This window comes from Blautia sp. OF03-13 (genome assembly GCF_003460685.1).
Classification (GTDB): domain Bacteria; phylum Bacillota; class Clostridia; order Lachnospirales; family Lachnospiraceae; genus Fusicatenibacter; species Fusicatenibacter saccharivorans.
In genome coordinates this window covers 135,204-159,120 of record NZ_QTVR01000002.1, presented here as the reverse complement: position 1 = coordinate 159,120, position 23,917 = coordinate 135,204, and the positions used below count along the sequence as shown (strand labels likewise).

21 protein-coding genes are annotated in these 23,917 nt (G+C 50.1%); 5 read left to right on the top strand and 16 right to left on the bottom strand.

Annotated elements, in window-relative coordinates:
* Positions 1 to 119: 119 nt before the first annotated feature.
* On the bottom strand, positions 120 to 1,343 hold the full coding sequence (locus DXA55_RS02045; RefSeq protein WP_117812907.1) for a 6-phosphofructokinase: 1,224 nt from the start codon (positions 1,341 to 1,343) through the stop codon (positions 120 to 122).
* A gap of 264 nt (positions 1,344 to 1,607) precedes the next feature.
* Here DXA55_RS02045 and DXA55_RS02035 point away from each other — a divergent pair, with 264 nt between their 5' ends.
* Positions 1,608 to 2,990 (top strand): MATE family efflux transporter, encoded by a 1,383-nt coding sequence (locus tag DXA55_RS02035; RefSeq protein WP_117812905.1) that lies wholly within the window; start codon positions 1,608 to 1,610, stop codon positions 2,988 to 2,990.
* Here the strand turns inward: DXA55_RS02035 and DXA55_RS02030 are convergent.
* Entirely contained in the window at positions 2,975 to 4,210 is a 1,236-nt protein-coding gene (locus DXA55_RS02030) for a D-alanyl-D-alanine carboxypeptidase family protein (protein ID WP_227093425.1), read from the bottom strand. The genes DXA55_RS02035 and DXA55_RS02030 overlap by 16 nt on opposite strands.
* A 288-nt stretch (positions 4,211 to 4,498) precedes the next feature.
* Here DXA55_RS02030 and DXA55_RS02025 point away from each other — a divergent pair, with 288 nt between their 5' ends.
* The 4 genes from DXA55_RS02025 (at position 4,499) to DXA55_RS02010 (ending at position 8,895) form a co-directional block, all read left to right on the top strand.
* On the top strand, positions 4,499 to 5,038 hold the full coding sequence (locus DXA55_RS02025; protein ID WP_117812904.1) for a helix-turn-helix domain-containing protein: 540 nt from the start codon (positions 4,499 to 4,501) through the stop codon (positions 5,036 to 5,038).
* A 71-nt stretch (positions 5,039 to 5,109) separates the two neighbouring features.
* Entirely contained in the window at positions 5,110 to 6,183 is a 1,074-nt protein-coding gene (locus DXA55_RS02020) for an ABC transporter ATP-binding protein (protein WP_117812903.1), read from the top strand.
* Positions 6,155 to 6,997, top strand: coding sequence for an ABC transporter permease (locus DXA55_RS02015; protein ID WP_117812902.1), 843 nt, complete (start codon positions 6,155 to 6,157; stop codon positions 6,995 to 6,997). Before DXA55_RS02020 ends, DXA55_RS02015 begins: the two co-directional genes overlap by 29 nt.
* Before the next feature lie 23 nt (positions 6,998 to 7,020).
* Positions 7,021 to 8,895 (top strand): extracellular solute-binding protein, encoded by a 1,875-nt coding sequence (locus tag DXA55_RS02010; RefSeq protein ID WP_191901174.1) that lies wholly within the window; start codon positions 7,021 to 7,023, stop codon positions 8,893 to 8,895.
* A gap of 98 nt (positions 8,896 to 8,993) precedes the next feature.
* Here DXA55_RS02010 and DXA55_RS02005 read toward each other — a convergent pair whose 3' ends face one another.
* The 14 genes from DXA55_RS02005 to cobD all read right to left on the bottom strand — a co-directional run bounded on the left by DXA55_RS02005 (position 8,994) and on the right by cobD (position 23,885).
* The gene (locus tag DXA55_RS02005) at positions 8,994 to 9,782 is read right to left on the bottom strand and encodes a zinc dependent phospholipase C family protein (RefSeq protein ID WP_117812900.1); all 789 of its coding nucleotides are present in this window, start codon (positions 9,780 to 9,782) and stop codon (positions 8,994 to 8,996) included.
* Between the two features lie 33 nt (positions 9,783 to 9,815).
* Positions 9,816 to 10,439, bottom strand: coding sequence for an SMC-Scp complex subunit ScpB (gene scpB / locus DXA55_RS02000; RefSeq protein WP_022462321.1), 624 nt, complete (start codon positions 10,437 to 10,439; stop codon positions 9,816 to 9,818).
* Positions 10,417 to 11,238 carry a segregation and condensation protein A gene (locus tag DXA55_RS01995; protein ID WP_117812899.1) on the bottom strand — a complete coding sequence of 274 codons (822 nt, stop codon included), beginning with the start codon at positions 11,236 to 11,238 and terminating at the stop codon, positions 10,417 to 10,419. Before DXA55_RS01995 ends, scpB begins: the two co-directional genes overlap by 23 nt.
* A 122-nt stretch (positions 11,239 to 11,360) precedes the next feature.
* The gene (locus DXA55_RS01990; protein WP_158565011.1) at positions 11,361 to 12,053 is read right to left on the bottom strand and encodes a metallophosphoesterase; all 693 of its coding nucleotides are present in this window, start codon (positions 12,051 to 12,053) and stop codon (positions 11,361 to 11,363) included.
* A gap of 53 nt (positions 12,054 to 12,106) precedes the next feature.
* Positions 12,107 to 12,841 (bottom strand): ribonuclease H1 domain-containing protein, encoded by a 735-nt coding sequence (locus DXA55_RS01985; RefSeq protein WP_117812897.1) that lies wholly within the window; start codon positions 12,839 to 12,841, stop codon positions 12,107 to 12,109.
* 33 nt (positions 12,842 to 12,874) lie between these two features.
* On the bottom strand, positions 12,875 to 13,513 hold the full coding sequence (locus tag DXA55_RS18345; RefSeq protein WP_330415081.1) for a D-alanyl-D-alanine carboxypeptidase family protein: 639 nt from the start codon (positions 13,511 to 13,513) through the stop codon (positions 12,875 to 12,877).
* Positions 13,498 to 14,142, bottom strand: a complete 645-nt coding sequence (locus DXA55_RS18340) for a D-alanyl-D-alanine carboxypeptidase family protein (protein ID WP_330415070.1) — start codon at positions 14,140 to 14,142, stop codon at positions 13,498 to 13,500. The genes DXA55_RS18345 and DXA55_RS18340 overlap by 16 nt, the downstream gene beginning before the upstream one ends.
* Positions 14,143 to 14,216: 74 nt before the next feature.
* The gene (gene cls / locus DXA55_RS01975; protein ID WP_117812896.1) at positions 14,217 to 15,797 is read right to left on the bottom strand and encodes a cardiolipin synthase; all 1,581 of its coding nucleotides are present in this window, start codon (positions 15,795 to 15,797) and stop codon (positions 14,217 to 14,219) included.
* A gap of 94 nt (positions 15,798 to 15,891) precedes the next feature.
* Positions 15,892 to 16,068, bottom strand: a complete 177-nt coding sequence (rpsU, locus tag DXA55_RS01970; RefSeq protein WP_004222305.1) for a 30S ribosomal protein S21 — start codon at positions 16,066 to 16,068, stop codon at positions 15,892 to 15,894.
* 205 nt (positions 16,069 to 16,273) lie between these two features.
* Entirely contained in the window at positions 16,274 to 18,913 is a 2,640-nt protein-coding gene (gene alaS / locus DXA55_RS01965; protein WP_117801012.1) for an alanine--tRNA ligase, read from the bottom strand.
* A gap of 78 nt (positions 18,914 to 18,991) precedes the next feature.
* The gene (tyrS, locus tag DXA55_RS01960) at positions 18,992 to 20,215 is read right to left on the bottom strand and encodes a tyrosine--tRNA ligase (RefSeq protein ID WP_022462314.1); all 1,224 of its coding nucleotides are present in this window, start codon (positions 20,213 to 20,215) and stop codon (positions 18,992 to 18,994) included.
* Positions 20,216 to 20,668: 453 nt separating this feature from the next.
* The gene (locus tag DXA55_RS01955; protein ID WP_055218068.1) at positions 20,669 to 21,313 is read right to left on the bottom strand and encodes a precorrin-8X methylmutase; all 645 of its coding nucleotides are present in this window, start codon (positions 21,311 to 21,313) and stop codon (positions 20,669 to 20,671) included.
* 2 nt (positions 21,314 to 21,315) lie between these two features.
* Positions 21,316 to 22,827 (bottom strand): cobyric acid synthase, encoded by a 1,512-nt coding sequence (locus DXA55_RS01950; protein ID WP_117760332.1) that lies wholly within the window; start codon positions 22,825 to 22,827, stop codon positions 21,316 to 21,318.
* A gap of 11 nt (positions 22,828 to 22,838) precedes the next feature.
* Positions 22,839 to 23,885 carry a threonine-phosphate decarboxylase CobD gene (cobD, locus tag DXA55_RS01945; RefSeq protein ID WP_117812895.1) on the bottom strand — a complete coding sequence of 349 codons (1,047 nt, stop codon included), beginning with the start codon at positions 23,883 to 23,885 and terminating at the stop codon, positions 22,839 to 22,841.
* Positions 23,886 to 23,917: the final 32 nt, after the last annotated feature.

Here is a 23,917-nt window from a genome sequence, read left to right as displayed (position 1 = left end):
AATGGAAGGTCAAACTTGATTTTTCCCGGCCTTTCCTTTTTCAAAAAGTCCTGTTTTCTTTCCGCATCGTACAAAAAAGCCGCCCGGCGGCGGCTTTTCTTACACGTTTTTCCTTCGGTTTAATATAGTTCAATGTGAACCGGAATTCCATTCTCATACTGCATCGCCGGTTCGCCAAGAATCAGCGGACGAAGATACGCCATCATCTCCTCGGTCACATCATGACCATCTTCTGTAATCCAGGAAAGCGGCACTTTCTTTTCTTTATTTGCCACTTCCGATACCGGAACGGAGGTATACTCCACGCGGTAAGGATCGGCAGAGATTCTCCGGATCGATGCCATCTGTCCTCCCTGCTTTTCGAGTGCGCACTGGCAGGCTTTCATGCCGAGCATACGGGACTCTTCAAGATCGGTCGCACTCGCAAGATGGGCCGCGCACCGCTGCATCAGGTTCAGCTCAATGGATCTTACCTTACAGCCGATGCGGTCACGCACCAGCTCCTCGAGCACCTTGGCGGAGCCTGCGATGTAGCTGTGGCCGAACTGATCCTGTGCATCACTCTGCACCTGCTCGGACACGTAGCGACCCTCGCTGTCGTGAATGCCCTCGCTGATTGCAACCAGAACGCTGTCCTTCTGTTCCAGTTTTTCCTGCACATCTTTTAAAAACTGCTCGGTGTCAAACGCCGGCTCGCAGAGATAAATCAAATTCGGTCCCTCTCCGCCGTTGACGCGGGACAGAGCAGACGCTGCAGTCAGCCATCCGGCATTTCTTCCCATAACCTCCACGATCGTAACTGCCTTTTTCTCATAGACGTGGCAGTCTCTTTCCAGCTCGGCAAAGGTTGCTGCCAGATATTTTGCCGCGGAGCCAAAGCCCGGGCAGTGATCCGTTCCGACGAGGTCGTTGTCGATCGTCTTTGGTGCGCCGACAACAAACACATCCTCCACACCGTTCTCTTTGCAGTATTTTGACAGCTTGTTTACGGTATCCATCGAATCATTTCCGCCGATATAGATAAAATAACGGATTTCATGTCTGCGAAAAATCCGGAGAATCTCTTCAAAATCCTCTGTATTCTCTTTCGGGTCCCCCAGTTTGTAACGGCAGGAACCAAGCGCTGCCGCCGGTGTCTGCATTAGAAGTGAGATTTTTTCTGCTGAATCCAGTTTTTTCCCAAGGTCAAGAAATTTTTCTGCGAGCACGCCTTCAATTCCATTTACTGCACCATAAATATGATCTACTTTTCCAGACAGCACTGCGCAGGAGACAACTCCTGCCACCGTTGCATTGATTGCCGCGGTCGGGCCGCCGGACTGCGCTACTAACAGATTTCGCATATGATTTTCCTCCATCTATTTACACTGTTTTCTATTTTTTCACGAAACCACTTTCGTGCCGCTCTATAGCGTACCATATTTTTTTCCTTTCGTACACCCTGTTTCCCGTTTCCGGGAAAAGCCTGTAGACTTTCACAATGGATCCTCAAGTTTTCCGTTTTTTTCTTGCAGGATTGCTCTTGAAAAGTTATAATAGAAGCAATGTCCACGAAAAGGACGCAGAAAAATATGCGATTCATCATCAAAAAAACAGGAGGTTTTTCCATGCAGACCAAGCAAGACGGCCGTCTCGGCACCGAAAAAATTGGGAAACTGATGCTCGAGCTGGCCCTTCCCTCTGTCCTCGCACAGATTGTAAATGTACTTTATAACATTGTAGACCGCATCTATATCGGCCGGATTCCCGATGTCGGTTCTTTAGCGCTTACCGGTGTCGGCGTCACATTTCCGATTATCACCATCATCTCCGCATTCGCCGGATTTGCAAGCGGAGGCGGTGCCCCCCTTGCTGCAATCGCACTCGGACAGAAAAACCGGGAACGTGCAGAAAAGATCCTCGGAAGTTCTACTTCCCTGCTGCTCTTTTTTTCCGTGCTTCTGATGGCATTTTTCTTTGTCTTTCAGACACCGCTTCTGTATCTCTTCGGCGCAAGTGACAACACGATTGGATATGCTTCCACGTATATTTCGATTTATCTTGTCGGAACGGTATTTGTTGAACTGGCTGTCGGGCTGAATACCTTTATCAGCTGCCAGGGACATGCCCGCACAGCGATGTGCTCTGTCCTCATCGGCGCGGTTGTCAACATCGGCCTTGACCCGGTTTTCATCTTTGTTCTTCATATGGGTGTTTCCGGTGCCGCACTCGCTACCGTTCTCTCCCAGGCATTGAGTGCCGCATGGGTTCTGCGGTTCCTTACCTCGAAAAAATCAGGCATCCGCCTTTCCCTGCGCACGATGAAGCCGGATTTTACTATTTTAGGCTCTGTCATGGCGCTCGGCATCTCGCCGTTTATTATGTCGGCAACAGAAAGCGCCATTACCATCGTCATGAACCACGGACTGCAGACGTACGGCGGCGACCTCTACGTCGGCTCGATGACCATTCTCCAGTCGGTGCTGCAGCTCATTTTTGTGCCGGTCAACGGCTTCACAAACGGTGTGCAGCCGATCATCAGCTACAATTTTGGTGCCGGTCAGTTTGACCGCGTCCGCCAGACGATCCGGCGCATGATCGCTATCACGTTTACCGCCACTTTCGTCTACGTTGTGTTTGCAATGCTCCGCCCGGCTCTTTTCGCCGGTCTTTTCACCACGGATCCGGAGCTGATTGCTATTGTGGCAAAAGTGCTTCCGGTCTACATTGCCGGCATGGCAATTTTCGGCTTGCAGAGCGGCGTACAGAGTTCCTTTCTCGGTCTTGGCCAGGCGAAGATTTCTCTTTTTATCGCACTGCTCCGGAAAGTCATTCTTCTGATCCCGCTTGCACTCATTCTGCCGCATTTCTTCGGCGTTATGGGCGTTTACTATGCGGAACCGATCGCAGATGTCTGCTCCGTTGTCACTGCCGTTACGCTGTTTCTCTGCAATATCTGGAAAATTCTTTCGAAGGAAACTCTCGCAAAGGTGACTCACACAGAGGCGTGACAGAAAAGGCGCTCCGCGACCTGTTCCATGCACCATCCATAATCAATTTTTTCGATCGTTTCGGCGGCGTAGACGGGATATTCCGCGAGAAGTATTCCATCAATCGAGTACGTCATCGAACCGACCTTTTCTCCTTTCTTTACCGGGGCTTCGATGAGCTCCGGTAAAAAAATGTCTTTTTTCGGTATTTCTGTCTCTTTTAAGAGAACAGGAAGCGACCGCGCCGGATCAAGCGCCGGGCTTACAAGGGTAAGACTGGCGCTGCTTTTTGTTTGCAGCAGGCCGTCATAAACACCGTCTGTTACTTCTATCCGTCCCGGCTTCCAGCTGTGGTCCAGCACATCCCGGTACGTATACGATTCCAGCCCGTAATTTAAAAGTTTTGCGGCATCCGCCCATTTGTAATTTTTGTGATTGGGCCAGCCGCATGCAAGCAGTGTTACAATCAGGCACTTCCCGTCCCGTTCCAGTGCTCCCGTGTAGCAATATCCCGCTTTTGCCGTAAAACCGGTTTTTCCGGAAATGGCTCCCTCCATCTGGTCCAGCAGGGCATTATGGTTGCAGCAGTTGAACATATTTTTCTTTTCGAGATCCCAGAACGTATAGGATCTCGTCTGCGTCACGGCAAGAAATTCGGTGGCTTTCGGTGAAGTTTTAATACAGTAGCGCATGATCCGCGCCAGATCAGCCGCAGTCGTATGGTGATCCCCGCCTGCATCGGAAGCATCAAGACCGTTTGGGGTCACAAAATGTGTATCCGTACAGCCGATTGCAGCGGCTTTTTCATTCATAAGCGCGGCAAAACCCTCTATGCTTCCTCCGATGGTCTCTGCGATCATCACCGCCGCATCGTTGTGTGATTCCAGCATCAGGGAATATAATAGATCGCCAAGCAGAAACTGCTCGCCCTCGTACACACCGAGATGGACTTTCGGTGCCGCTGCCGCCTGGGCGGATGCTGTCGCAACTGCCTGCTCTCCGCCGTTTTCCAGCGCCAGAATACACGTCATAATTTTGGTCGTGCTCGCCATCGCCATCGGATCCGTTTCGCGTTTTCCAAAGAGCACACGGCCGGTATCGCCATCCATCAGGCATGCCGCAGTTGCAAACAGCTGATTCGGCTCACTCTCCTGCCTGGCGGCGGCTGCAGGCATACTTCCAAAAAGCAGAAGCAGGATTCCCAGAAAAAATCCCGCCCTGTTTCTTCTTTTTCTGTTCAAAATCCAATCCTCCTTTTGTTGTTTTTCCTGCAGATAAATCTTTAAAATGGAAAAGCCGGTCACGCTTTTGGGGCCGGTTTTTGTCTGCTTCTTCTTCATTATATGAGGTTCCCTGTAAAATCATGGTAAAATTTCACAAAGTTATTGACAGCACGGTTCATATCCTGTATAATTTCCCGTGGTTGTATAGAATTACTAAACTTTTTGTTTATTTTTACTGAGATTTTCTGAGAATCCTTGTTTCAAAAAGAGATCCCGGTAAGACTTTGGATACAGAAAGGATTTTTTATGGAAATCGGAAAGAAAATCAGGGAACTGCGCATGCGCAAGGGCCTGACACAGGAAGAACTGGCGAATCGCAGCGAGCTGTCAAAGGGATTTATCTCCCAGCTCGAAAACGATGTGACTTCTCCCTCGATCGCCACGCTGGTGGATGTTCTTACCTGCCTTGGAACGGATCTGAAAACGTTTTTCGGCGAAGAGCAGGATAACCAGATCGTCTTCTGTGAGGAAGATTACTTTGTAAAAACCGACGAAGCGCAGGGCAACGAGATCGCATGGATCGTTCCGAACGCACAGAAAAACCGAATGGAGCCGATCCGGCTGACACTGCAGAGCGGCGCCTGTACCGAAGTAGATTCGCCGCATGAAGGCGAGGAATTCGGCTACGTACTTTCCGGCCGTGTCCTCATTCATCTCGGGGACGAGTGCCATAAGGCGAAAAAAGGCGAGAGCTTTTACTACCCCGCCTCCTGTGACCACTATCTGGAAAACCCGGGCAAAACGCCCGCTGTCATTCTCTGGATCAGTTCACCGCCTTATTTTTAGATTTCCGCACCGCGTGATTTTCACGAAAAACGGTGCTCCAAAATAAACGACCCGAAAGGAGCATTTTACACATGAGTACCAAATTACTTGATCTCGTCAACATCACAAAATCGTACGACGGAGTTACCATTCTGGATGATCTGAATCTTTATATCCGTGAAAACGAATTTCTTACCCTCCTTGGCCCGAGCGGCTGCGGAAAAACAACCACATTACGTATTCTCGGCGGTTTTGAGACGCCGGATGCCGGAAAGGTTTTATTTAACGGACAGGATATCACCCAGCTTCCGCCGAACAAACGCCAGTTAAATACGGTGTTCCAGAAATATGCTCTTTTCACGCATATGACGATTGCGGAAAACATCGCTTTCGGGCTGAAAATCAAGGGAAAATCCAAAGCATATATCAATGACAAAATCAAATACGCATTAAAACTTGTTAACCTTGAGGGTTACGAAAACCGCTCCCCGGCGCTTCTCTCCGGCGGCCAGCAGCAGCGAATCGCCATTGCGCGCGCGATTGTCAACGAACCGAAAGTTCTCCTTCTGGATGAGCCGCTCGGCGCACTTGACTTAAAGCTCCGTCAGGATATGCAGTACGAGTTGATCCGTCTGAAAAACGAGCTTGGTATCACCTTTGTCTATGTCACCCACGATCAGGAAGAGGCGCTTACCATGTCGGACACGATCGTTGTCATGAACCAGGGTTATATCCAGCAGATCGGCACACCGGAAGACATCTACAATGAACCGCAGAACGCATTCGTTGCAGACTTCATCGGTGACAGCAACATTCTCGACGGCATCATGATTGAGGACCGTCTCGTCGAGATTCTCGGTGCGAAGTTCGAGTGCGTTGATGTCGGATTCGGCAAAAACAAACCGGTCGACGTTGTGATCCGCCCGGAGGATATTGATCTTGTGAAACCGGAGGAAGGTACCATCCGCGGACGTGTCACCCATCTGATTTTCAAAGGTGTTCACTATGAGATGGAGGTTACGGTGAACGGTTTTGAGCTTCTCGTTCACTCTACCGATCTGTTCCCGGTTGGACAGGAAGTCGGCATCCATGTCGATCCATTTGATATCCAGATCATGAACAAACCGGAATCCGAAGATGAGGAGGCGGCAGCCATTGAAGAGTAATAAATTAAAGAAATGGCTGGCAGCACCTTATGCCGTCTGGGCTGTTGGTTTCATCATCATCCCGCTGATCCTGATTCTCTACTATGCGTTCACCGGGGAAGAAGGCGGCTTTACCCTTTCGAATTTTGCCTACGTTGCAACGAAGGAAAACATCAAGGCACTTGGCCTGGCTCTGTGGCTCTCACTCCTTAGCACAGTACTCTGTCTTGTCCTTGCCTATCCGCTTGCCATGATTCCGGCAAACCGGAATGTCAACCAGACCAGCTTTATTGTGCTGATCTTCATTCTCCCGATGTGGATGAACTTTCTGCTCCGTACGCTTGCATGGCAGACACTGCTTGAGAAAAACGGCGTCATCAACAGCATTCTCTCGTTTTTCCATCTGCCCGGCATTTCCATCATCAACACACCGGGAGCGATCATTCTCGGTATGGTTTACAACTTCCTGCCGTTTATGGTTCTGCCGATCTACAATGTCCTGATTAAGATCGACCGTGACGTCATCAACGCAGCAAGAGACCTCGGAGCGAACAGCGTACAGACTTTCCTGAAAGTAACGCTGCCGCTCACCACGCCGGGTATCGTAAGCGGTATTACCATGGTATTTATCCCGGCGCTTACAACCTTTGTTATTTCCGACCTGCTCGGCGGAAGCAAGATCCTTCTGATCGGAAACGTCATCGAGCAGGAGTTCAAACAGACCAACAACTGGAATGCCGGAAGCGCACTTTCCACAGTCCTGATGATTTTCATCATCCTGTCGATGGTTCTGATGAACAAATACGATAAAGACGGGGAGGGAACGGCATTTTGAGAAAGAAACTGGAAAAAATTTACATGGCGCTCATCTTTATTCTTCTGTATGCGCCGATTGTCACCCTTGTGGTGCTCTCCTTTAATGCATCAAAAACGCGTGCCAAATGGGGCGGCTTTACGCTGCACTGGTACCGTTCACTGTTTGCCAATACAGAGATCATGAACGCGCTGTATACAACGTTAATCATTGCGCTTCTTGCCTCTGCGATTGCAACCATCCTTGGAACGCTTGCGTGCATCGGCATCAACAGCATGTCAAAAAAAAGCCGGACGCTTTTCATGGGTATTACGAACATCCCGATGCTGAACGGTGAGATCGTTATGGGAATCTCGCTGATGCTGCTCTTTATCATCTGCCGCATTCAGCTTGGATTCGGCACGATTCTGATGGCGCATATCACGTTCAATGTTCCTTATGTTATTTTGAGCGTTATGCCGAAATTAAAGCAGACGAACAAATCAACGTACGAGGCAGCCCTCGATCTTGGTGCCTCTCCGCTGTATGCATTCTGGAAAGTTATCTTCCCGGACATCATGCCGGGCGTTGTTTCGGGCTTTCTGCTCTCCTTTACGATGTCCCTCGATGATTTCGTTATCACCTACTTCACCAAGGGACCGGGCGTTGATACGCTCTCCACAAAGATTTATGCCGAAGTCCGCAAGGGAATCAAGCCGGAGATGTACTCGCTCTCCACGATTCTTTTTGTCACCGTACTGCTTCTGCTGCTCCTTGTGAATGTGAATCCTTCTCCGAAGGAAGAAAAAGAGGAGGCAAAAGAGCGCGAGGCTATGGCGAAGAAGGGCATCCGTTTCCGCATCACAAAACGTGTGGTCTTCCGCCGGATTCTTCCGATCGCCATGGTGCTTGTCATCGGCGGCGGCGGTATTTACTACGGAAGCCAGAATGCTTCAGCCGGCGGCTCCCAGCAGCTGATTGTGTACAACTGGGGCGAATATATGGATTCTGATGTCATCGATATCTTTGAGGAAGAAACCGGTATCCACGTTGTTTACGAGGAGTATGAGACGAACGAAATCATGTATCCGAAGATCAAATCCGGTGCGATTTCCTACGATCTTGTCTGCCCGTCCGACTATATGATTCAGAAGATGATCCAGAACGATCTGCTGCAACCGATCAACTTTGACCATATTCCGAACGCTTCCAACATTGGAGATATGTACTACGAGACTTCCGAGCAGTTCGACCCGGGCAATCTCTACTCGATCCCGTACTGCTGGGGAACAATTGGTATTCTGTACAACAAAAAAATGGTAACCGAGCCGATCGACTCCTGGTCTGTTCTGTGGGATACCAATTACCGCGACAGCATTCTGATGCAGGACAGCGTGCGCGATGCGTTTGCTGTTGCTTTAAAGGATCTGGGATACTCCTTAAACTCCACCAATATCAAGGAACTGACGGAGGCGAAGGATCTGCTTGTGACACAGAAACCGCTCGTGCAGGCGTACGTTGTGGATCAGGTGCGTGACAAGATGATCGGAAATGAGGCGGCTATCGGCGTTATTTACTCCGGTGAAGCTATCTACACGAAGCGTGAAAACCCGGATCTGGAATACGTTGTTCCAAAAGAAGGCTCCAACGTCTGGATCGATTCCTGGTGCATTCCAAAAGATGCGCAGCATGTCGAGAACGCAGAGAAATTCCTGAATTTCCTCTGCCGGCCGGACATCGCACTGAAAAACTTTGAGTATATTACCTACTCTACGCCGAATGATGCGGCGCGTGAACTGATTGAGGATGACGATATCCGAAACAGTAAAATCGCCTTCCCGGATGAGGAAACGCTTGCACGGTGCGAAACCTTTACGTATCTTGGCGATGATGCCGATGAGGTTTACAACCAGCTGTGGCGTGAAGTAAAATCAAATTAAAGATCTGCTTTCGGGCACAAAAGATCCCGGTCAGGAATTCTTAGGAAAGATTCCTGCCGGGATTTTTCTGTTCTTACTGTTGCTCTCAAAAGTCTGTTTTAATCAAAATTGTGGTCAAAGCGCGGGGAAAGCGTTCCGTTTCCATGGAGCACTTCATCCAGCTTTACAAGCTCCTGCGGCGCCTCTGCAAGTGCTCTTTCGTACAGGTGGACAAGATTCCGTGTGCCCGCTTCGCATTCCTTCTGCGGCCTTCCAGGCATCACACGGCCGCCCATCGAATCGTAGCAGCCGACCAGTTTCATCACTCCAAGAAGAAGGCTTCTTACCGCACTGCTGCGGCAGATCGTGATTCTCGTCCAGAGCTTCATGCCCTTCAGGCATTCGACAATTTCTGTTTCCCCGATTTCCGGAAAACAGCGGTGGATGACCTTGTTGCCGTCGGTGTGCGGGCAGATCGGCGATGCCGGACGGTATACGAGCGGATCGAGGCCGTCCTCCAGCATGAAGTACTGGTCAAGGCTCGTCTCAATCTTTGCATGGGAAATTCCAGTGTGATCCACAAATTTCCCGATATACGGATGACACGTCGAATCGAGAAGGTAATGGCAGGCAAAGCCTAACAGATACGCTTCCATCGCCTCTGACGGACTCTGCTGATACTTTTTCACCTCATCCTCGAACAGAACGGAAGCCGTCTGCTCATGCAGAAACGTTCCGTAATCAGACACACGGTTTTTCGAGAACGGATGGTAATAAAAGAAGATATCCGGCCCGTGCAGTCCGATCAGATACAGTTTTTTGTTTTCTCGAATGATCTTTTTCAAATTTGCCGGAAGCTGTTCATAAACTTCTCTTCCGAACCTGTCGTGTGCGTACGTAGTAGGCATATCGGTATCTCCCTTCTTTTTTCTCCTGCCGGATCAGACATCCAGCTTGATCTGCATTTCCTCTTCCACTTCTGCGCGGAAGTCCTCCATCTTGACCGGACTGATCTCCGGCAGATTGTCGGTGGAATCGACGCCGAAGTTCCGCAGGAATTCTTCGGTCGTGCCGAACACAATCGGGCGGCCCGGCGCGTCGAGGCGGCCAAGCTCCTGCACCAGATTGTACTCCACCAGTTTGTTGACCGCGTGATCGCTCTTGACGCCGCGGATCTTGTCGATTTCCTGCTTCGTGACCGGCTGCTTGTAGGCAATGATCGAGAGAGTCTCCATCATGACGTCGGTCAGAACCGCCTTCTTCGGCTGCATGGCGATGTTGACAAGATAATCATAATATTCCTGTTTCGTGCACATCTGATACGCATTTTCAAGCTCCACGATGTGGATGCCGCGGTCTTTCGTATTATATTTTTCCATCATATGGTTCAGAATCCTGCGGGTCGTCTCCGTGTCATGGCCGATCGCTTTTGCAATCCTTCCCAGCTCCACGGAATCTCCCATCGCAAAAAGGACTGCCTCGATGGCTGCTTCCGCCTCCTCGACCGAAGAGGGGCGTCTTGCCTCACCCGGGGCAGTTTCTTTATTCCTGTTCTGTTCTTCCATCTGTCTTGTCCTCACTGTCTGTCTCGTCTGTATACGGCACAACTACGGTGTCTTCATCCTCCAGGGATTCAATCAGGATATCCCCGAAAAGCTCCTCCTGGCTGATCCGGATTTTGCCGGTTTTCATCAGCTCCAAGATTGCAAGGAAGGTGACAATCACATGCACCTTGCCCGGCTGGGATTCCAAAAGGTCGCGGAAGCTGAAGCGGCGTTTTTTAACAGCAAACTGCTCGACATACGTCATCTTGTCCGGCAGGCTGACCTCTTCTTTTTCGATCTTTCCGAACTTGCTTCGGATCGGGTCGATCTTGTCCTCCTGGCGCTTTAAAATCATTTTATAGATCGTATTGAGCTTCGCGAGAGAAATCTGCGAGAGGAGCTCGGAGGTGTCGACCGGCGTCCTGTACTCCAGCACTTCTCTTGGAAGCGTCGGTTCCTTGTACACGGAACGGCTCGCCTCGTTCATGCGGTCACGCAGCTCGTACGACATGTACTTATACATTTTGTACTCTAAAAGCTGCTGCACCAGCTCGGCTCTCGGGTCCTCTTCCTCGCCTTCCTCATTCACTTCTTTTGGAAGCAGCATGCGGCATTTGATATCCAGAAGCGTCGCCGCCATGACCATGAACTCGCTCATGATGTCGAGGTCTTCCCGCTCCATCTGATGAATGTATTCCAGATACTGGTCCGTAATCTCTACAATGGGGATATCGTAAATATCTATTTTGTTTTTATCGATCAGGTGAAGAAGAAGGTCCAGCGGTCCTTCAAACACCGGAAGCTTTACTGGTATCGCCATGTGCTCTGTTCTCCCTTACGGTTTCCCGATATCTGTAATAATCAATTCTCTTCTGTTCCAGATGCGGACCGGAATGGTGTGTTCGCCCGTTCCTGCGCTGATGATCTGGCAGGTGCCGCCCGTCAGGAACAGCCCGCGGCAGTTTTTCGAAAAAGGCGGAAATCCGGCGTCACAAGCCCCCGGTGCGCGCCAAGGCCCACCACGCCGCCGTGATAATGGCCGGAAAGCGTCAGATCGGCTCCATATGATGCATAGGAGCTGCGGTAGGCAGGGTGATGCGCCAGCAGAATGCCGTAGCGCGCCGGATCCGGTTTTCCAAGGTGGTCCGTCAGTTCCGAAACCGGCAGCGGTCCGCGGTAAAAGCGGTTGTAATAGGTGCGGTCCATGGCATAGCCGTAGATCCGGACCGGACAGCCGCTGATGGTAAGATCCGCCGTCTCATTTTCCAGATAGCAGATTCCTGCCTTTTTCAGGCGCTCCCGGAGCTTTTCATACAGATCACTGTACTGTTCCGGATACAGCTTCAGACGGTATTCGTGGTTTCCGCAGCCATAGATTACCTGGTATTCCTCCGCAAGACGTTCCGCGAAACTCAGACCCGGGTCGAGGTTCTCCCCCGGCTTTGCCACAATCTGGTCCCCGCCGATGATGACAAGATCCGGAGCCGCCTCATCGATGACTGCCTTTAACACCGTGTTGTCCGGGCCAAACTCCATATTGTGAAGATCACTGATAAACGCCAGACGAAAACCGTTTCCTTCCGGAAATTTTCCGTTTGACGAAAGTTTGTAATAGGTCGTTGTAAATTTTCTCATACCGTTCATTATACTTGATTTTTCGGTGTATGACAACCCGTTTTCCCTGCTGTTTATAAGCCCAATGCCTGTTTTGCCAGCTGATCGGCTTTTTCGTTGTAGGTGACGCCGGTGTGGCCCTTTACTTTGCAGAAGCGGATCGCAACTTTGGCCGATGCCAGATCGTAAAAATTCCGGTAATCGATGGTTCCCTGTTTTTTCGCCTGCCATTCTCTCGTACACCAGCTTGCGATTCCCTGGTAATCGTGATAGATGGCCAGCTCCGGAATATCATGTGTCAGGCAGTAAGCCATGGCCAGCTCTGCGCCCTTGATCTCGCCTGCTACATTCCGCATGGAGACGAGATCCGGGTCGCTGTATTCTTCTGCAAGATTCAGCTCTTTTCCGTCCAGGAAGAGGACCACACCGCAGGAGAACTTTCCGAGCGCATGCTGATAGCTTCCATCCACGTATGCGACGGCGCTCCTGCCGACACCGGCGTATTCCGGGTCTTCGCATGGTTTTTCCGCCAGAATCAGGTGTTCCCAGTCCCAAGAAGAAGGATCGGGTGCTGCCGTGCTCTGTACTGCCTTTCGTTCCGGGGCAGCGAAATACGTTCCGATTGTTTCCCGCAGCAATGGTTCCGGCATTTTACCGCCGCTCAGAAAGGCCTCTGCCTCCTCCAGACGCTCAAATCCCTTGTAAATTGCGCCAGGATAACCGTGTACCTGCGCTTTGCACGCATCCCATGTCCGGTAGATGCCCGGAACCTTTCCCTGTTTTACCGCATAGTAATTTTTCTTTGCCATGTTTTTCTCCTTTTCGCGCATGATACTCCGGCTTTATGCCGTCCCAAGAAAATATTGTTTCATCGTACATCCGAACAGGTCCCACATGCCGGCTCTTGCCACGTCTGCTCCATATAAAATCGCAACGGAACCAAGTTCCTCACCGTCTGCTTTGTAAACAACTCTTCCGGCACACTCGCCTTTCTGGATAGGGGCCTGCACCTCTTCCGGCAGTTCCATCGTTTTTTCCACTTCACCAATCACCGTCCCGCCCGTCGTAAGATAGCGGAATTCTTCCGCATATTCCAGTTCTGCCGTATCCTGCTTTCCGTAAACAACCGAAAGTTCCGGCAGGGGATCGCGTTCCCGGTCTATGTAGATGCTGCAGGACGAAAACCCATACTGGAACAGTGACGCTGCATCTGCAAACCGCACCTTGTAGTCCGGTGCTCCCATCACGACTGCCAGCATCGTCAGATCATTTTTCTTCGCCACTGCCGAGACGCAGTACTTCGCCTTCGAGGTGCTTCCTGTTTTCAGTCCCACACAGCCCTCATAGCCGCGGATCAGCTTATTTGTATTGGTGAGGGTGAATGGTTTGCTTCCCTTCTGTGTGACATGCGTAATCTCTTCCATCCAGATAGAGGAATAGTTCAGGATCTGCGGAAAGCGCTCGATCAGCTCCCGAGACATTTTCGCCACATCTGCGCTGTCGTGTAATGGCCGTCGGAATCCGTGAGGCCGCAGCAGTCCTCAAACTTCGTGTCGTTCATGCCGAGTTCTTTTGCTTTCTGGTTCATCCGGCTGACAAACTCGCTTTCTGTCCCCGCAATATGCTCTGCCATCGCTACAGATGCATCGTTTCCCGAAGCAACGACAATACACTTGATCATCGTCTCAACGGTCTGCTTTTCGCCCTCTTCCAGAAAAACCTGGGACCCGCCCATACTTCTGGCGTGCGCACTCGTCGTCACTTCGTCGGTCAGCTGGAGCGTCCCTTTTTCGAGCTCTTCAAAAATCAGCAGCAGCGTCATGATTTTTGTGATGCTCGCCGGGCTTCGCTGTTCCGACGCATTTTTCTCGTACAGAACAGTTCCGGTCTGTGCCTCCATCAAAAGAACAGACGGCGAAGTCAGCCCAAGGTCCGGTGTCATCTCCGGTGCTGTCTCCTCCGTCTCTTCTGTTTTCTGTTCCGTTGTTTCGTTCTGCTGCTTGTCGGAAGATTCTCCATTCTGCTCTGCCGCAGTCACTTTCAAGGGCGCTGCAAGAAGCGCCAGGATCATCAGCAGGCTCCAGACGATATTTCGTGTTCTTCTCTTCATATTCCCCCGAAACATCTGCTCTTTCTTCCCTACAGGCTATGCAGACGACCGCAGAACTATGCTGTCTGTTCCGTTTACAGCAGCGGTGCCAGAAACTTCAGCGCACCGCGGAGTGCACGGACTGCAAAATTTTTCTTTCGGCAGTAGTCCATATTGATCTGCTCACACTGTTCAAACGTGATCAGCGCATCCTCTTTTACCTGGGCAACCGCACTGCTGCCGTACATCCAGACACCGCACTCAAAATGCAGGTACATGCTCCGGTAATCCATGTTGATCGTTCCGACCGTCGCAACTTCATCATCACAGACAAAGCTCTTGGAATGGATAAAGCCCGGCGTATACTGGTACATCTGAACGCCGGATTCCAGCAGGATCTCGTAATTGGCCTGCGTCAGAATATAGACAATCTTCTTATCCGGGATGCCCGGCGTTACAATCCGCACATCGACTCCGCGCTTTGCCGCCATGCAGAGAGCGGTCAGCGTCTCGTTGTCCGGAATCAGATACGGAGTAAAAATATAAAGATATTTTTTCGCCTGTGAAATAATGTTCAGATAAACATGCTCGCCTACTGTCTCTCCATCCAGCGGGGAATCGCCGTACGGCTGCACAAAACCGTCTTTTTTAAACGCTTCCTCGTGATAGATCTCCGGCCGGTATGATTCGAAATTGCATTCCATACCGGTGATTGTGCTCCACATCTGCAGAAACATCACCGTAAAACTCCATACCGCCTCACCATGCAGACAGATTCCGGAATCCTTCCAGTGGCCGAACCGCTCCTTGCGGTTAATGTATTCGTCCGCAAGATTAATGCCGCCCGTGAAAGCCGTATGACCGTCGATCACGGCAATTTTCCGGTGGTCACGGTTATTTAAAATGACATTCAGCACCGGTCGGAACTGATTGAACGCCGCACACTTGATGCCCATCTGCTGCAGCGATTTATAATACTGATACGGCAGCGTCGTCACGCAGCCGAAATCATCGTAAATCAGCCGCACATCCACACCGGCGGCCGCTTTTTCCTTCAGAATCTCCAGCACCGTATCCCACAGATACCCCTCGCTGATGATGAAATATTCCATAAAAATGTAGTGTTCTGCCTTTTTGAGTTCCTCAATAAAGTGCTCAAACCATACATCTCCCAGCGGGTAATACTCTGTTTCTGTGTTTTCATAAACAGGATAATGCGCATAATTGGTCAGATAGGAAGACTGCCCCGCTGCCAGGATATTTTCTTCCTCGAGCTTTTTACGCGTCTCTTCTTCCTCTCCAAGAACGCCTCCCTGCGAAAGCAGAACTGTATCGTAATGTGTACGGAATTTTCTTGCCACACTGGAATGGCCGAGAATGCCGTACAGGCAGATTCCGGTTACCGGAAGCGCCAGGATACAGACTGCCCACATCAGTTTGTAGCCGGGATTCATTTTCGGATTATTGATAATCGAAAGCACTGCAATCAGGGAAAGGATCGTGACCGCATAGTTGATGTAGACAGATTTTTCATTGAGCTGCATCACAATTCCGGCCAGCCAGCAAAATTCCAGAAGAAGTGCAACACCGATAATGACCATACGGCTGGTAAGCAGCTTCAGAATCTTTTTCACGATACGAAACAGCTTGTTTGCTATTTTGTACAAAATTCTCATTTGTCACCGCCTTGCTGTTTTGTCAAAACCTGCGACTTTAAGTTACAAGTATAAAAATCCCCGGCAAAACAGATCGCCGGGGATTTTTTGCACATTAATTATACTTACGTTTTCTGGCAGCTTCAGATTTCTTTTTACGACGAACACTTGGTTTCTCGTAATGCTCTCTTTTACGAATCTCCTGCTGAATGCCAGCTTTTGCACAGCTACGCTTAAATCTGCGTAAAGCGCTGTCCAACGTTTCGTTTTCTTTAACGATTACATTTGACATAGTCTCACACCTAACCTCCCTCCAGTTGTAGATTGTGCATAATACAACTGTATGGGTATTTTTTGCACTGTTCTTATTATACCAGAAAAATCTCGTACGTCAACAAGTTTTTTCATTTTTTTGCAAAATTTTTCCCTGCCGCCTGCCTGGCTCCTTTTTCTGCTCTGCAGGTGGCAGGATTTTGTGCTGTTTTTCCTGCTTATTGTTATGCGATCTGGCCTTCCAGTACCTCAGCAGCTTTTGCAACTGCTTCGTCGATCTTCTCCGGATTCTTTCCGCCGGCCTGTGCCATGTTCGGACGTCCACCGCCGCCGCCGCCGACAACGGCTGCCACTTCTTTGATCAGTTTTCCGGCATGTGCACCTTTCTTCATCGCATCATCGGTTACCATGGCAAGAAGGCTTACTTTGCCGTCCTTTGCAGATGCCAGAACAACAACGCCGCTTCCCAGTTTTTCTTTCAGCTGGTCGCCAAGGTCACGCAGTCCGTTCATATCGACATCCGGTACGGATGCAGCGAGAAGTTTTACACCTTTGACTTCGGTTACTTTATCCATAACATCGCCGAGCGCTTCTTTTGCCAGTTTGCTCTTTAAGGACTCATTCTCTGCCTGGAGTGCTTTTGCCTCTGCCTGCAGATGAGCGATCTTCTCGAGGAGATCCGCCGGTGTTGTCTTTAAGAGAGCTGCTGCCTCATGTATTTTCTCTTCCTGTGCTTTATAGTATGCAGTAACAGACGGTCCGGTCAGAGCTTCGATTCTGCGGACACCTGCTGCAACGCCTGCCTCAGAAACAAGTTTGAACAGTCCGATTTCAGCGGTATTCTTTACATGGGTACCACCGCAGAGCTCTTTGGAGAAGTCTCCCATGGAAACGACACGTACTTTGTCGCCGTATTTCTCACCGAACAGAGCCATCGCGCCGGATTTCTTTGCTTCCTCAGTATCCATGATGTCGGTTACAACCGGGATCTGCTCCTGAATCTTTTCATTTACCAGATTCTCAACTTTTTCCAGTTCTTCCGGTGTCATAGCCTGGAAGTGGGCAAAGTCGAAACGGAGTCTGGTCGGGGTTACGAGAGAACCTTTCTGCTCTACGTGTGCACCGAGAACAGTCTTTAATGCCTTCTGCAGAAGGTGTGTTGCGCTGTGGTTCTTCTCGATATTTTTTCTTGCCTCTTCGTTGACCTGAAGTGTAACTTCCTCGCCGTTTGAAATCATACCGGATTTCATGACACCGACGTGGCCGTATTTTCCGCCGCGGAGTTTGATGGTATCTTCTACTTCGAATACACCATTTGCTCCTTTGATGATACCGCAGTCGCCTTCCTGACCGCCCATGGTAGCGTAGAACGGAGTTTTCTCTACGAAAATGGTTCCCTTCTGGCCTTCCATCAGAGATTCTGCAATCTCAGTCTCTGTCGTCAGAACGGTTACTTTGGAGGTATCCTCCAGATGATCGTATCCGGTAAACTCAGTTGTTACGGACGGGTCGATCTCATCGTAAACGGTTGCATCAGCACCCATGTAGTTTGTTACTTCACGGCTCGATCTTGCACGCTCTCTCTGCTCTTCCATTGCTGCATGGAAACCGTCCTCGTCGATGCCGTAGCCCTTCTCCTCGAGGATCTCTTTGGTCAGATCCAGCGGGAATCCGTAGGTATCGTACAGTTTGAATGCATCCTGTCCGTCCAGAACTTTTTTGCCTTCGCTCTGCATTTTTTCTTCGAGCTCGGAGAGGATATGAAGTCCCTGGTCGATGGTTTTGTTGAACTGGGTCTCCTCGTTGTTCAGAACGTTGAAGATGAAATCTTTTTTCTCTTCAAGTTCCGGATATCCGTCTTTGGAGCCTTCGATTACGCTTGCGGAAAGGCGGGCAAGGAACAGTCCGTCAATGCCAAGCAGACGGCCATGACGTGCTGCACGGCGGATCAGACGGCGCAGTACGTAGCCTCTTCCTTCGTTGGTCGGCATGATTCCATCGGAAATCATGAATGTTGCGGAACGGATATGGTCTGTGATAAGGCGGATGGAAACATCGGTCTCATGATCTTTATCATACTCTTTTCCGGAGATTTCGCATACTTTGTTGCGGAGTGCCTGAATGGTGTCGACATCGAAAATGGAATCTACATCCTGTACGACAACGGCCAGACGCTCAAGTCCCATACCGGTATCAATGTTCTTCTGGATCAGGTCGGTGTAGTGGCCCTCGCCGTCGTTGTTGAACTGGCTGAATACGTTGTTCCATACTTCCATGTAACGGTCACACTCGCAGCCAACGGTACATCCCGGTTTGCCGCAGCCGTATTTTTCTCCGCGGTCATAATAAATCTCAGAACACGGACCGCACGGACCTGCGCCATGCTCCCAGAAGTTGTCCTCTTTTCCAAAACGGAAAATACGGTCTGCCGGGATGCCGATCTCTTTGTTCCAGATATCAAATGCTTCATCATCGTCCTGATAGATGGATGGGTACAGACGATTCGGATCGAGCCCTACTACCTGTGTTAAAAACTCCCAGGACCATGCGATTGCTTCGTGTTTGAAATAATCACCGAAGGAAAAGTTTCCGAGCATCTCAAAGAAGGTGCCGTGACGGGCTGTTTTTCCTACATTTTCAATATCGCCGGTACGGATACATTTCTGGCATGTTGTTACTCTTCTTCTCGGCGGAATCTCTGCGCCTGTGAAGTAAGGTTTCAGCGGAGCCATACCGGAGTTGATCAGTAAAAGACTTTTATCGTTGTGTGGAATCAACGAAAAACTCTTCATAGCAAGATGTCCTTTGCTCTCGAAGAACTCAAGAAACATCTTTCGTAATTCGTTTACGCCATATTTTTCCATGACTGTTTGTCCTCCAAATAATTCAGTGTGTCCCGGAATTTCTTCCGGGAATCCATTCTTTTATAATAGCACACTTAATTATTTAACGCAAATTTTTTTGAAATTCTTCTTTCCTTTTTTCAGAACGATACCGTCCTCGCCGAAGGCTGCTTTTTCTACGGCATATTTCGGATCTGTGATTTTCTCACCGTCTACGGATACACCGCCCTGCTCTACGGCACGGCGTCCTTCGTTTCTGGTCTTTGCAAGCTCTGCTTTGACAAGAAGGGTTACGATATCGATTTTATCGTCCGTGAAATCCTCTGCAGAAAGTTCACTGGTCGGCATATGCTCGGAGCTTCCGGTAGAGAATACGGCACGTGCGCCTTCCTGCGCTTTCTTTGCTTCTTCCTCGCCGTGTACCATGGAGGTCAGCTCATAGGCCAGGATCTCTTTTGCCTCGTTCAGCTTGCTTCCTTCCCAGGAATCCATCTCGTCGATCTGCTCCAGCGGCAGGAAGGTCAGCATACGGATACATTTTAAGACATCGGCATCGTCCACGTTTCTCCAGTACTGGTAGAAATCGAACGGGCTGGTCTTGTTCGGGTCAAGCCATACAGCGTTTCCTGCGGTTTTACCCATCTTCTTGCCCTGAGAGTCGGTCAGAAGGGTGATGGTCATTGCATAGGCATCTTTTCCAAGTTTACGGCGGATCAGTTCGGTTCCTCCCAGCATGTTGGACCACTGGTCATCGCCGCCGAACTGCATATTGCAGCCGTATTTCTGGAACATGTGATAGAAGTCGTAGCTCTGCATAATCATGTAGTTGAACTCCAGGAAGGAAAGACCTTTTTCCATACGCTGTTTGTAGCACTCTGCACGGAGCATGTTGTTGACGCTGAAGCATGCACCTACCTCACGGAGCAGTTCTACATAGTTCAGGTTCAGCAGCCAGTCTGCGTTGTTGAGCATCATAGCTTTTCCCTCGCCGAACTCGATGAAACGCTCCATCTGACGCTTGAAGCACTCTGCGTTGTGGTCGATCTCCTCGCGGGTCAGCATTTTTCTCATATCGGTTCTTCCGGACGGGTCACCGATCATGGTGGTGCCGCCGCCGATCAGGGCGATCGGTTTGTTTCCTGCCATCTGCATCCGTTTCATCAGGGTCAGTGCCATGAAGTGACCTGCGGTCAGACTGTCTGCGGTGCAGTCGAATCCGATATAGAACGTTGCTTTTCCATTGTTTACTAGGTCTCTGATTTCATCTTCGTCGGTTACCTGTGCCAGAAGGCCTCTGGCGATCAGTTCGTCATAAATCTGCATTTTGTTTTTCTCCTTTTTTCGGTTGACTTTCGGGTATGTGTTACCGTCTGGGACCAAAGTTTTTTATACAAAAAGACTCCCGTCCTTTCCGATTCAAAGGACGAGAGCCCGTATCTCCCGTGTTACCACCTTACTTCACAGCTGTCTCACGGCAGCTGCCTTTGTCGGTATCCAAAACCTCTGAATACCCTGACGCTGTAACGTTCGTCTCTTACGTCGCAGCCTACTAAAAACGTGCATCATAGTTCTTCTGCCGCCCGTTTTATTCGGTGCGCAACTCCGGGATGTATTCGAATCGTACAGAACCTGCATGCGCCTCTCATCTGCCGGCTGCTTTCTGTCCGCGTTTTTGTACGTCTACTTGTTCCCTTCCAAGCCTTTTTCCATGTTCCATAGTATAAACGGTGATTCGAAATCTGTCAAGACTTCTGCTTTCCGTTTTTTCATCTATTTTTAATATCCGCGGTCCTGATCCATCATATACAGGAGTGCGTTGCAGATGCACGCCGCGATATTGCTGCCGCCTTTTCGTCCGCGTGCCACGATATACGGGATATTGGTCTGCATAATCAGTTCTTTGGACTGTACCACATTGACAAAGCCGACCGGAACTCCGATGATCAGCGCCGGTTTTATTTTTCCTTCCCCGATCAGTTCATAGAGGCGGACCAGTGCCGTCGGCGCATTTCCAACCGCAATAATCAGCTTTTTATCCAGCTCCGCCGCTTTTTCCATGCAGGCTGCCGCGCGGGTGCTTCCGGTTTCTTTTGCTCTTGCCGCAACATCTTCGTCTGACATAAAGCAGAGCGCTTCACCGCCGTGGCGCGCAAGCACCTTTTTGTTGATGCCGGATCTTGCCATCTGCGTATCCGTCACAATGCAGGCTCCCTCCCGGATCGCCTCGATGCCTTTTGCCACCGCATGCTCCGAAAAGCAGAGATTATCCGCATAATCAAAATCCGCACTTGTGTGGATACACCGCTTTACAACCAGTTCCTGATCCTCTGGAAACGTTCTTCCGTTTAATTCTTCCGTGATAATTTCAAAGCTTCTCTTTTCAATCTCGTGCGGGCTTACCTGCTCCAGTTCTATCTTCATCTTTATGCCCCTTCTTCCAGAATTTGATAAATCTTCTTCATGTCGAGATGCTCGCGCAGCGCATCTGCGAGAATATCGTACTGTGTCTCTTTGAATGTCTGGTAATCGACACCGTGAATCTGCTCCATGGCAATTCCCTTATTCTTTGCAAGTGCTTCCACGATCCGCTCGGCAACTTCTTCTTTGTCGAAAATGCCGTGCACATACGTACCGTACACATTTCCTTTCTGTGCACCGTCCAGCTTATCCGAATCAGCACGGTTCTGATCATCGATGAACGTGAATGCTTCTGTTTCTTCTTTCCGCACCGTTTCTCCCATATGGATTTCATAGCCCTCAATCCGGGTTCCCTCGATCCCGGCAAGAACGCCTTCTGTTTTTCCAAAAGCGCCCTCCGCGCGGGTTCTCGTCTTCTCACCGGCAAATACAGTATCCATCGGCAGGAGTCCCATTCCTTTGATCGTTCCGCCGGCTTCGACATGCAGCGGATCGCTCAGCGTATCTCCGAGCATCTGGAAGCCGCCGCAGACACCGAAAATTACTTTTCCGGCCGCAGCCGCCTTCAGTACGGCCGCTTCCAGACCATTCTGACGCATCCAGAGCAGATCCTCCATCGTGTTTTTCGTTCCCGGAAGCAGAATCATATCCGGATTTTTCAGTTCGGAGACAGAGCTTACGTAGCGGAGTGATACGCCTTCGATCCGCTCGAACGGGTTGAAATCGGTGAAGTTTGAAATACGCGGGAGACGGATGACCGCAAGGTCAATGAGACCGATCTCCTCTTTTCTGGTGAATCGCTCGGTCAGACTGTCCTCGTCTTCCACTTCGATGTGGAGATACGGCGCCACGCCGACCACCGGGATGTGTGTTTTTTCTTCCAGCATCACAACGCCCGGGTCCAGGATGGTTTTGTCCCCGCGGAATTTGTTGATAATCAGACCCTTGATGCGGTCGCGCTCATCCGGCTCTAAAAGCTCTACGGTACCGTAAAGCTGAGCAAAAACGCCGCCGCGGTCAATATCTCCGACGAGGAGCACCGGTGCATCCACAAGCTTTGCCATTCCCATATTGACGATATCATCGGCTTTCAGGTTGATCTCCGCCGGACTTCCGGCTCCCTCGATCACAATGATATCATACTGTTCTTCCAGTGCATGGTACGCTTTCATGATGTCCGGGATCAGCTCTTTTTTGTGGGAAAAATATTCCCGCGCACTCATGTTTCCCAGTACCTCACCGTTTACAATCACCTGCGAACCGGTGTCATTCGTCGGCTTTAACAGAATCGGGTTCATCAAAACGGACGGTTCGATCCCGGCCGCTTCCGCCTGCATGACCTGTGCACGTCCCATCTCAAGGCCTTCTCTCGTAATAAACGAATTCAGCGCCATATTCTGTGATTTGAACGGCGCCACACGGTATCCGTCCTGATGGAAAATCCGGCATAAGCCCGCCGCAAGCAGACTCTTTCCCGCATTTGACATCGTTCCCTGTATCATAATTACTTTCGCCATCGTTTTTCCTCCTAAAACCACTGCAGAATCTGTGAAACGGCTTCTGTCAGAATCTGGTTTTCTTCATGTGTGCGTACGGCTGCACGGTAATATCCGTCGGCAAGGCCCGGGTAGTTGGAACAGTCGCGGATCAGAATGCCGCCTTTTTCCAGCCGTGCGGCAAGTCCTTTCGGTCCCTCAAAGAACAGATAATTTGCACAGGAATCCCATACGGTAAGACCTGCTTTTTCCAGTTCTGCTTTCATCCAGGCACGTTCTTTTCCGATCAGTTCCCGTGCTTCTTTGACGTAAGCATCCTCGTTCAGGGCGGCAAGGCCTGCCATCTGCGCTGGAATCGAAACATTCCACGACTGCATGCTGCGGCTGATCCGATCCAGCAGATCCTCGTCGCTGCAGAGCAGATAGCCAAGACGCAGACCCGGCATTGCGTAAATCTTTGTGAACGCACGCAGAATCAGCAGATTCGGATATTCGTCCAGTTTTCCCTGCATCGTCACTTTTTCCGGCTCCGGCAGAAATTCTATGAAACACTCATCCAGCACCAGATAGATGTTACGCTCCCGGCAGTTATCCAGGATCTTTAAAAGAAGCTCCTGCGGAATCGTAAGGCCGGTTGGATTATTTGGATTACATAAAAAAACAAGATCCAGATCGTCGGTCAGATCATCGCAGAAATCGTCCTGTAAAAGAAAGCCTTTTTCCTTTTGCAGCGGATACATACGGATAAAACACCCTGCCGCTGAAAGTGCTGCTTCATACTCTGCAAATCCCGGCGCTGCAATCAGCGCTTTTTTCGGGCGGAGAGCCTGTGTCAGGGCAAAAATAAGCTCTGCGGCGCCGTTTGCAAACAGGATATTTTCTTCTGGAAGCTGCTCCTTTTCCGACAGTGCCCGGGTCAGGTCCCGGCACAGTGCGTCAGGATACTGTTCCACCGATTCCGCGCTCTTTCTCACCGCCTCTTTCACACTTTCCGGAGCTCCAAGAGGATTGACATTCACGGAAAAATCGACTCTGCATTTTTTCGTGTAAATGTCTCCTCCATGTGGATTTTGTCTCATACCATATGCCTTCCTTTCTCTTTTCCGTTGTG

What these genes read in the sequence shown, in the direction of transcription:
- alaS (WP_117801012.1), bottom strand. Translation starts at nt 18,913, where the DNA reads ATGGAAAAATATGGCGTAAACGAATTACGAAAGATGTTTCTTGAGTTC.
- DXA55_RS18340 (WP_330415070.1), bottom strand. Translation starts at nt 14,142, where the DNA reads ATGAAGAGAAGAACACGAAATATCGTCTGGAGCCTGCTGATGATCCTG.
- DXA55_RS02035 (WP_117812905.1), top strand. Translation starts at nt 1,608, where the DNA reads ATGCAGACCAAGCAAGACGGCCGTCTCGGCACCGAAAAAATTGGGAAA.
- DXA55_RS02020 (WP_117812903.1), top strand. Translation starts at nt 5,110, where the DNA reads ATGAGTACCAAATTACTTGATCTCGTCAACATCACAAAATCGTACGAC.
- DXA55_RS02015 (WP_117812902.1), top strand. Translation starts at nt 6,155, where the DNA reads ATGAGGAGGCGGCAGCCATTGAAGAGTAATAAATTAAAGAAATGGCTG.
- DXA55_RS01955 (WP_055218068.1), bottom strand. Translation starts at nt 21,313, where the DNA reads ATGAAGATAGAACTGGAGCAGGTAAGCCCGCACGAGATTGAAAAGAGA.
- DXA55_RS02025 (WP_117812904.1), top strand. Translation starts at nt 4,499, where the DNA reads ATGGAAATCGGAAAGAAAATCAGGGAACTGCGCATGCGCAAGGGCCTG.
- rpsU (WP_004222305.1), bottom strand. Translation starts at nt 16,068, where the DNA reads ATGTCAAATGTAATCGTTAAAGAAAACGAAACGTTGGACAGCGCTTTA.
- DXA55_RS02005 (WP_117812900.1), bottom strand. Translation starts at nt 9,782, where the DNA reads ATGCCTACTACGTACGCACACGACAGGTTCGGAAGAGAAGTTTATGAA.
- DXA55_RS02010 (WP_191901174.1), top strand. Translation starts at nt 7,021, where the DNA reads ATGGCGCTCATCTTTATTCTTCTGTATGCGCCGATTGTCACCCTTGTG.
- DXA55_RS01985 (WP_117812897.1), bottom strand. Translation starts at nt 12,841, where the DNA reads ATGGCAAAGAAAAATTACTATGCGGTAAAACAGGGAAAGGTTCCGGGC.
- cls (WP_117812896.1), bottom strand. Translation starts at nt 15,797, where the DNA reads ATGAGAATTTTGTACAAAATAGCAAACAAGCTGTTTCGTATCGTGAAA.
- DXA55_RS18345 (WP_330415081.1), bottom strand. Translation starts at nt 13,513, where the DNA reads ATGTCTCGGGAGCTGATCGAGCGCTTTCCGCAGATCCTGAACTATTCC.
- tyrS (WP_022462314.1), bottom strand. Translation starts at nt 20,215, where the DNA reads ATGCAGATTTATGACGAACTGATCGCCAGAGGCCTTCTGGCACAGGTA.
- DXA55_RS01990 (WP_158565011.1), bottom strand. Translation starts at nt 12,053, where the DNA reads ATGAGAAAATTTACAACGACCTATTACAAACTTTCGTCAAACGGAAAA.
- DXA55_RS02045 (WP_117812907.1), bottom strand. Translation starts at nt 1,343, where the DNA reads ATGCGAAATCTGTTAGTAGCGCAGTCCGGCGGCCCGACCGCGGCAATC.
- DXA55_RS01995 (WP_117812899.1), bottom strand. Translation starts at nt 11,238, where the DNA reads ATGGCGATACCAGTAAAGCTTCCGGTGTTTGAAGGACCGCTGGACCTT.
- DXA55_RS01950 (WP_117760332.1), bottom strand. Translation starts at nt 22,827, where the DNA reads ATGGCGAAAGTAATTATGATACAGGGAACGATGTCAAATGCGGGAAAG.
- cobD (WP_117812895.1), bottom strand. Translation starts at nt 23,885, where the DNA reads ATGAGACAAAATCCACATGGAGGAGACATTTACACGAAAAAATGCAGA.
- scpB (WP_022462321.1), bottom strand. Translation starts at nt 10,439, where the DNA reads ATGGAAGAACAGAACAGGAATAAAGAAACTGCCCCGGGTGAGGCAAGA.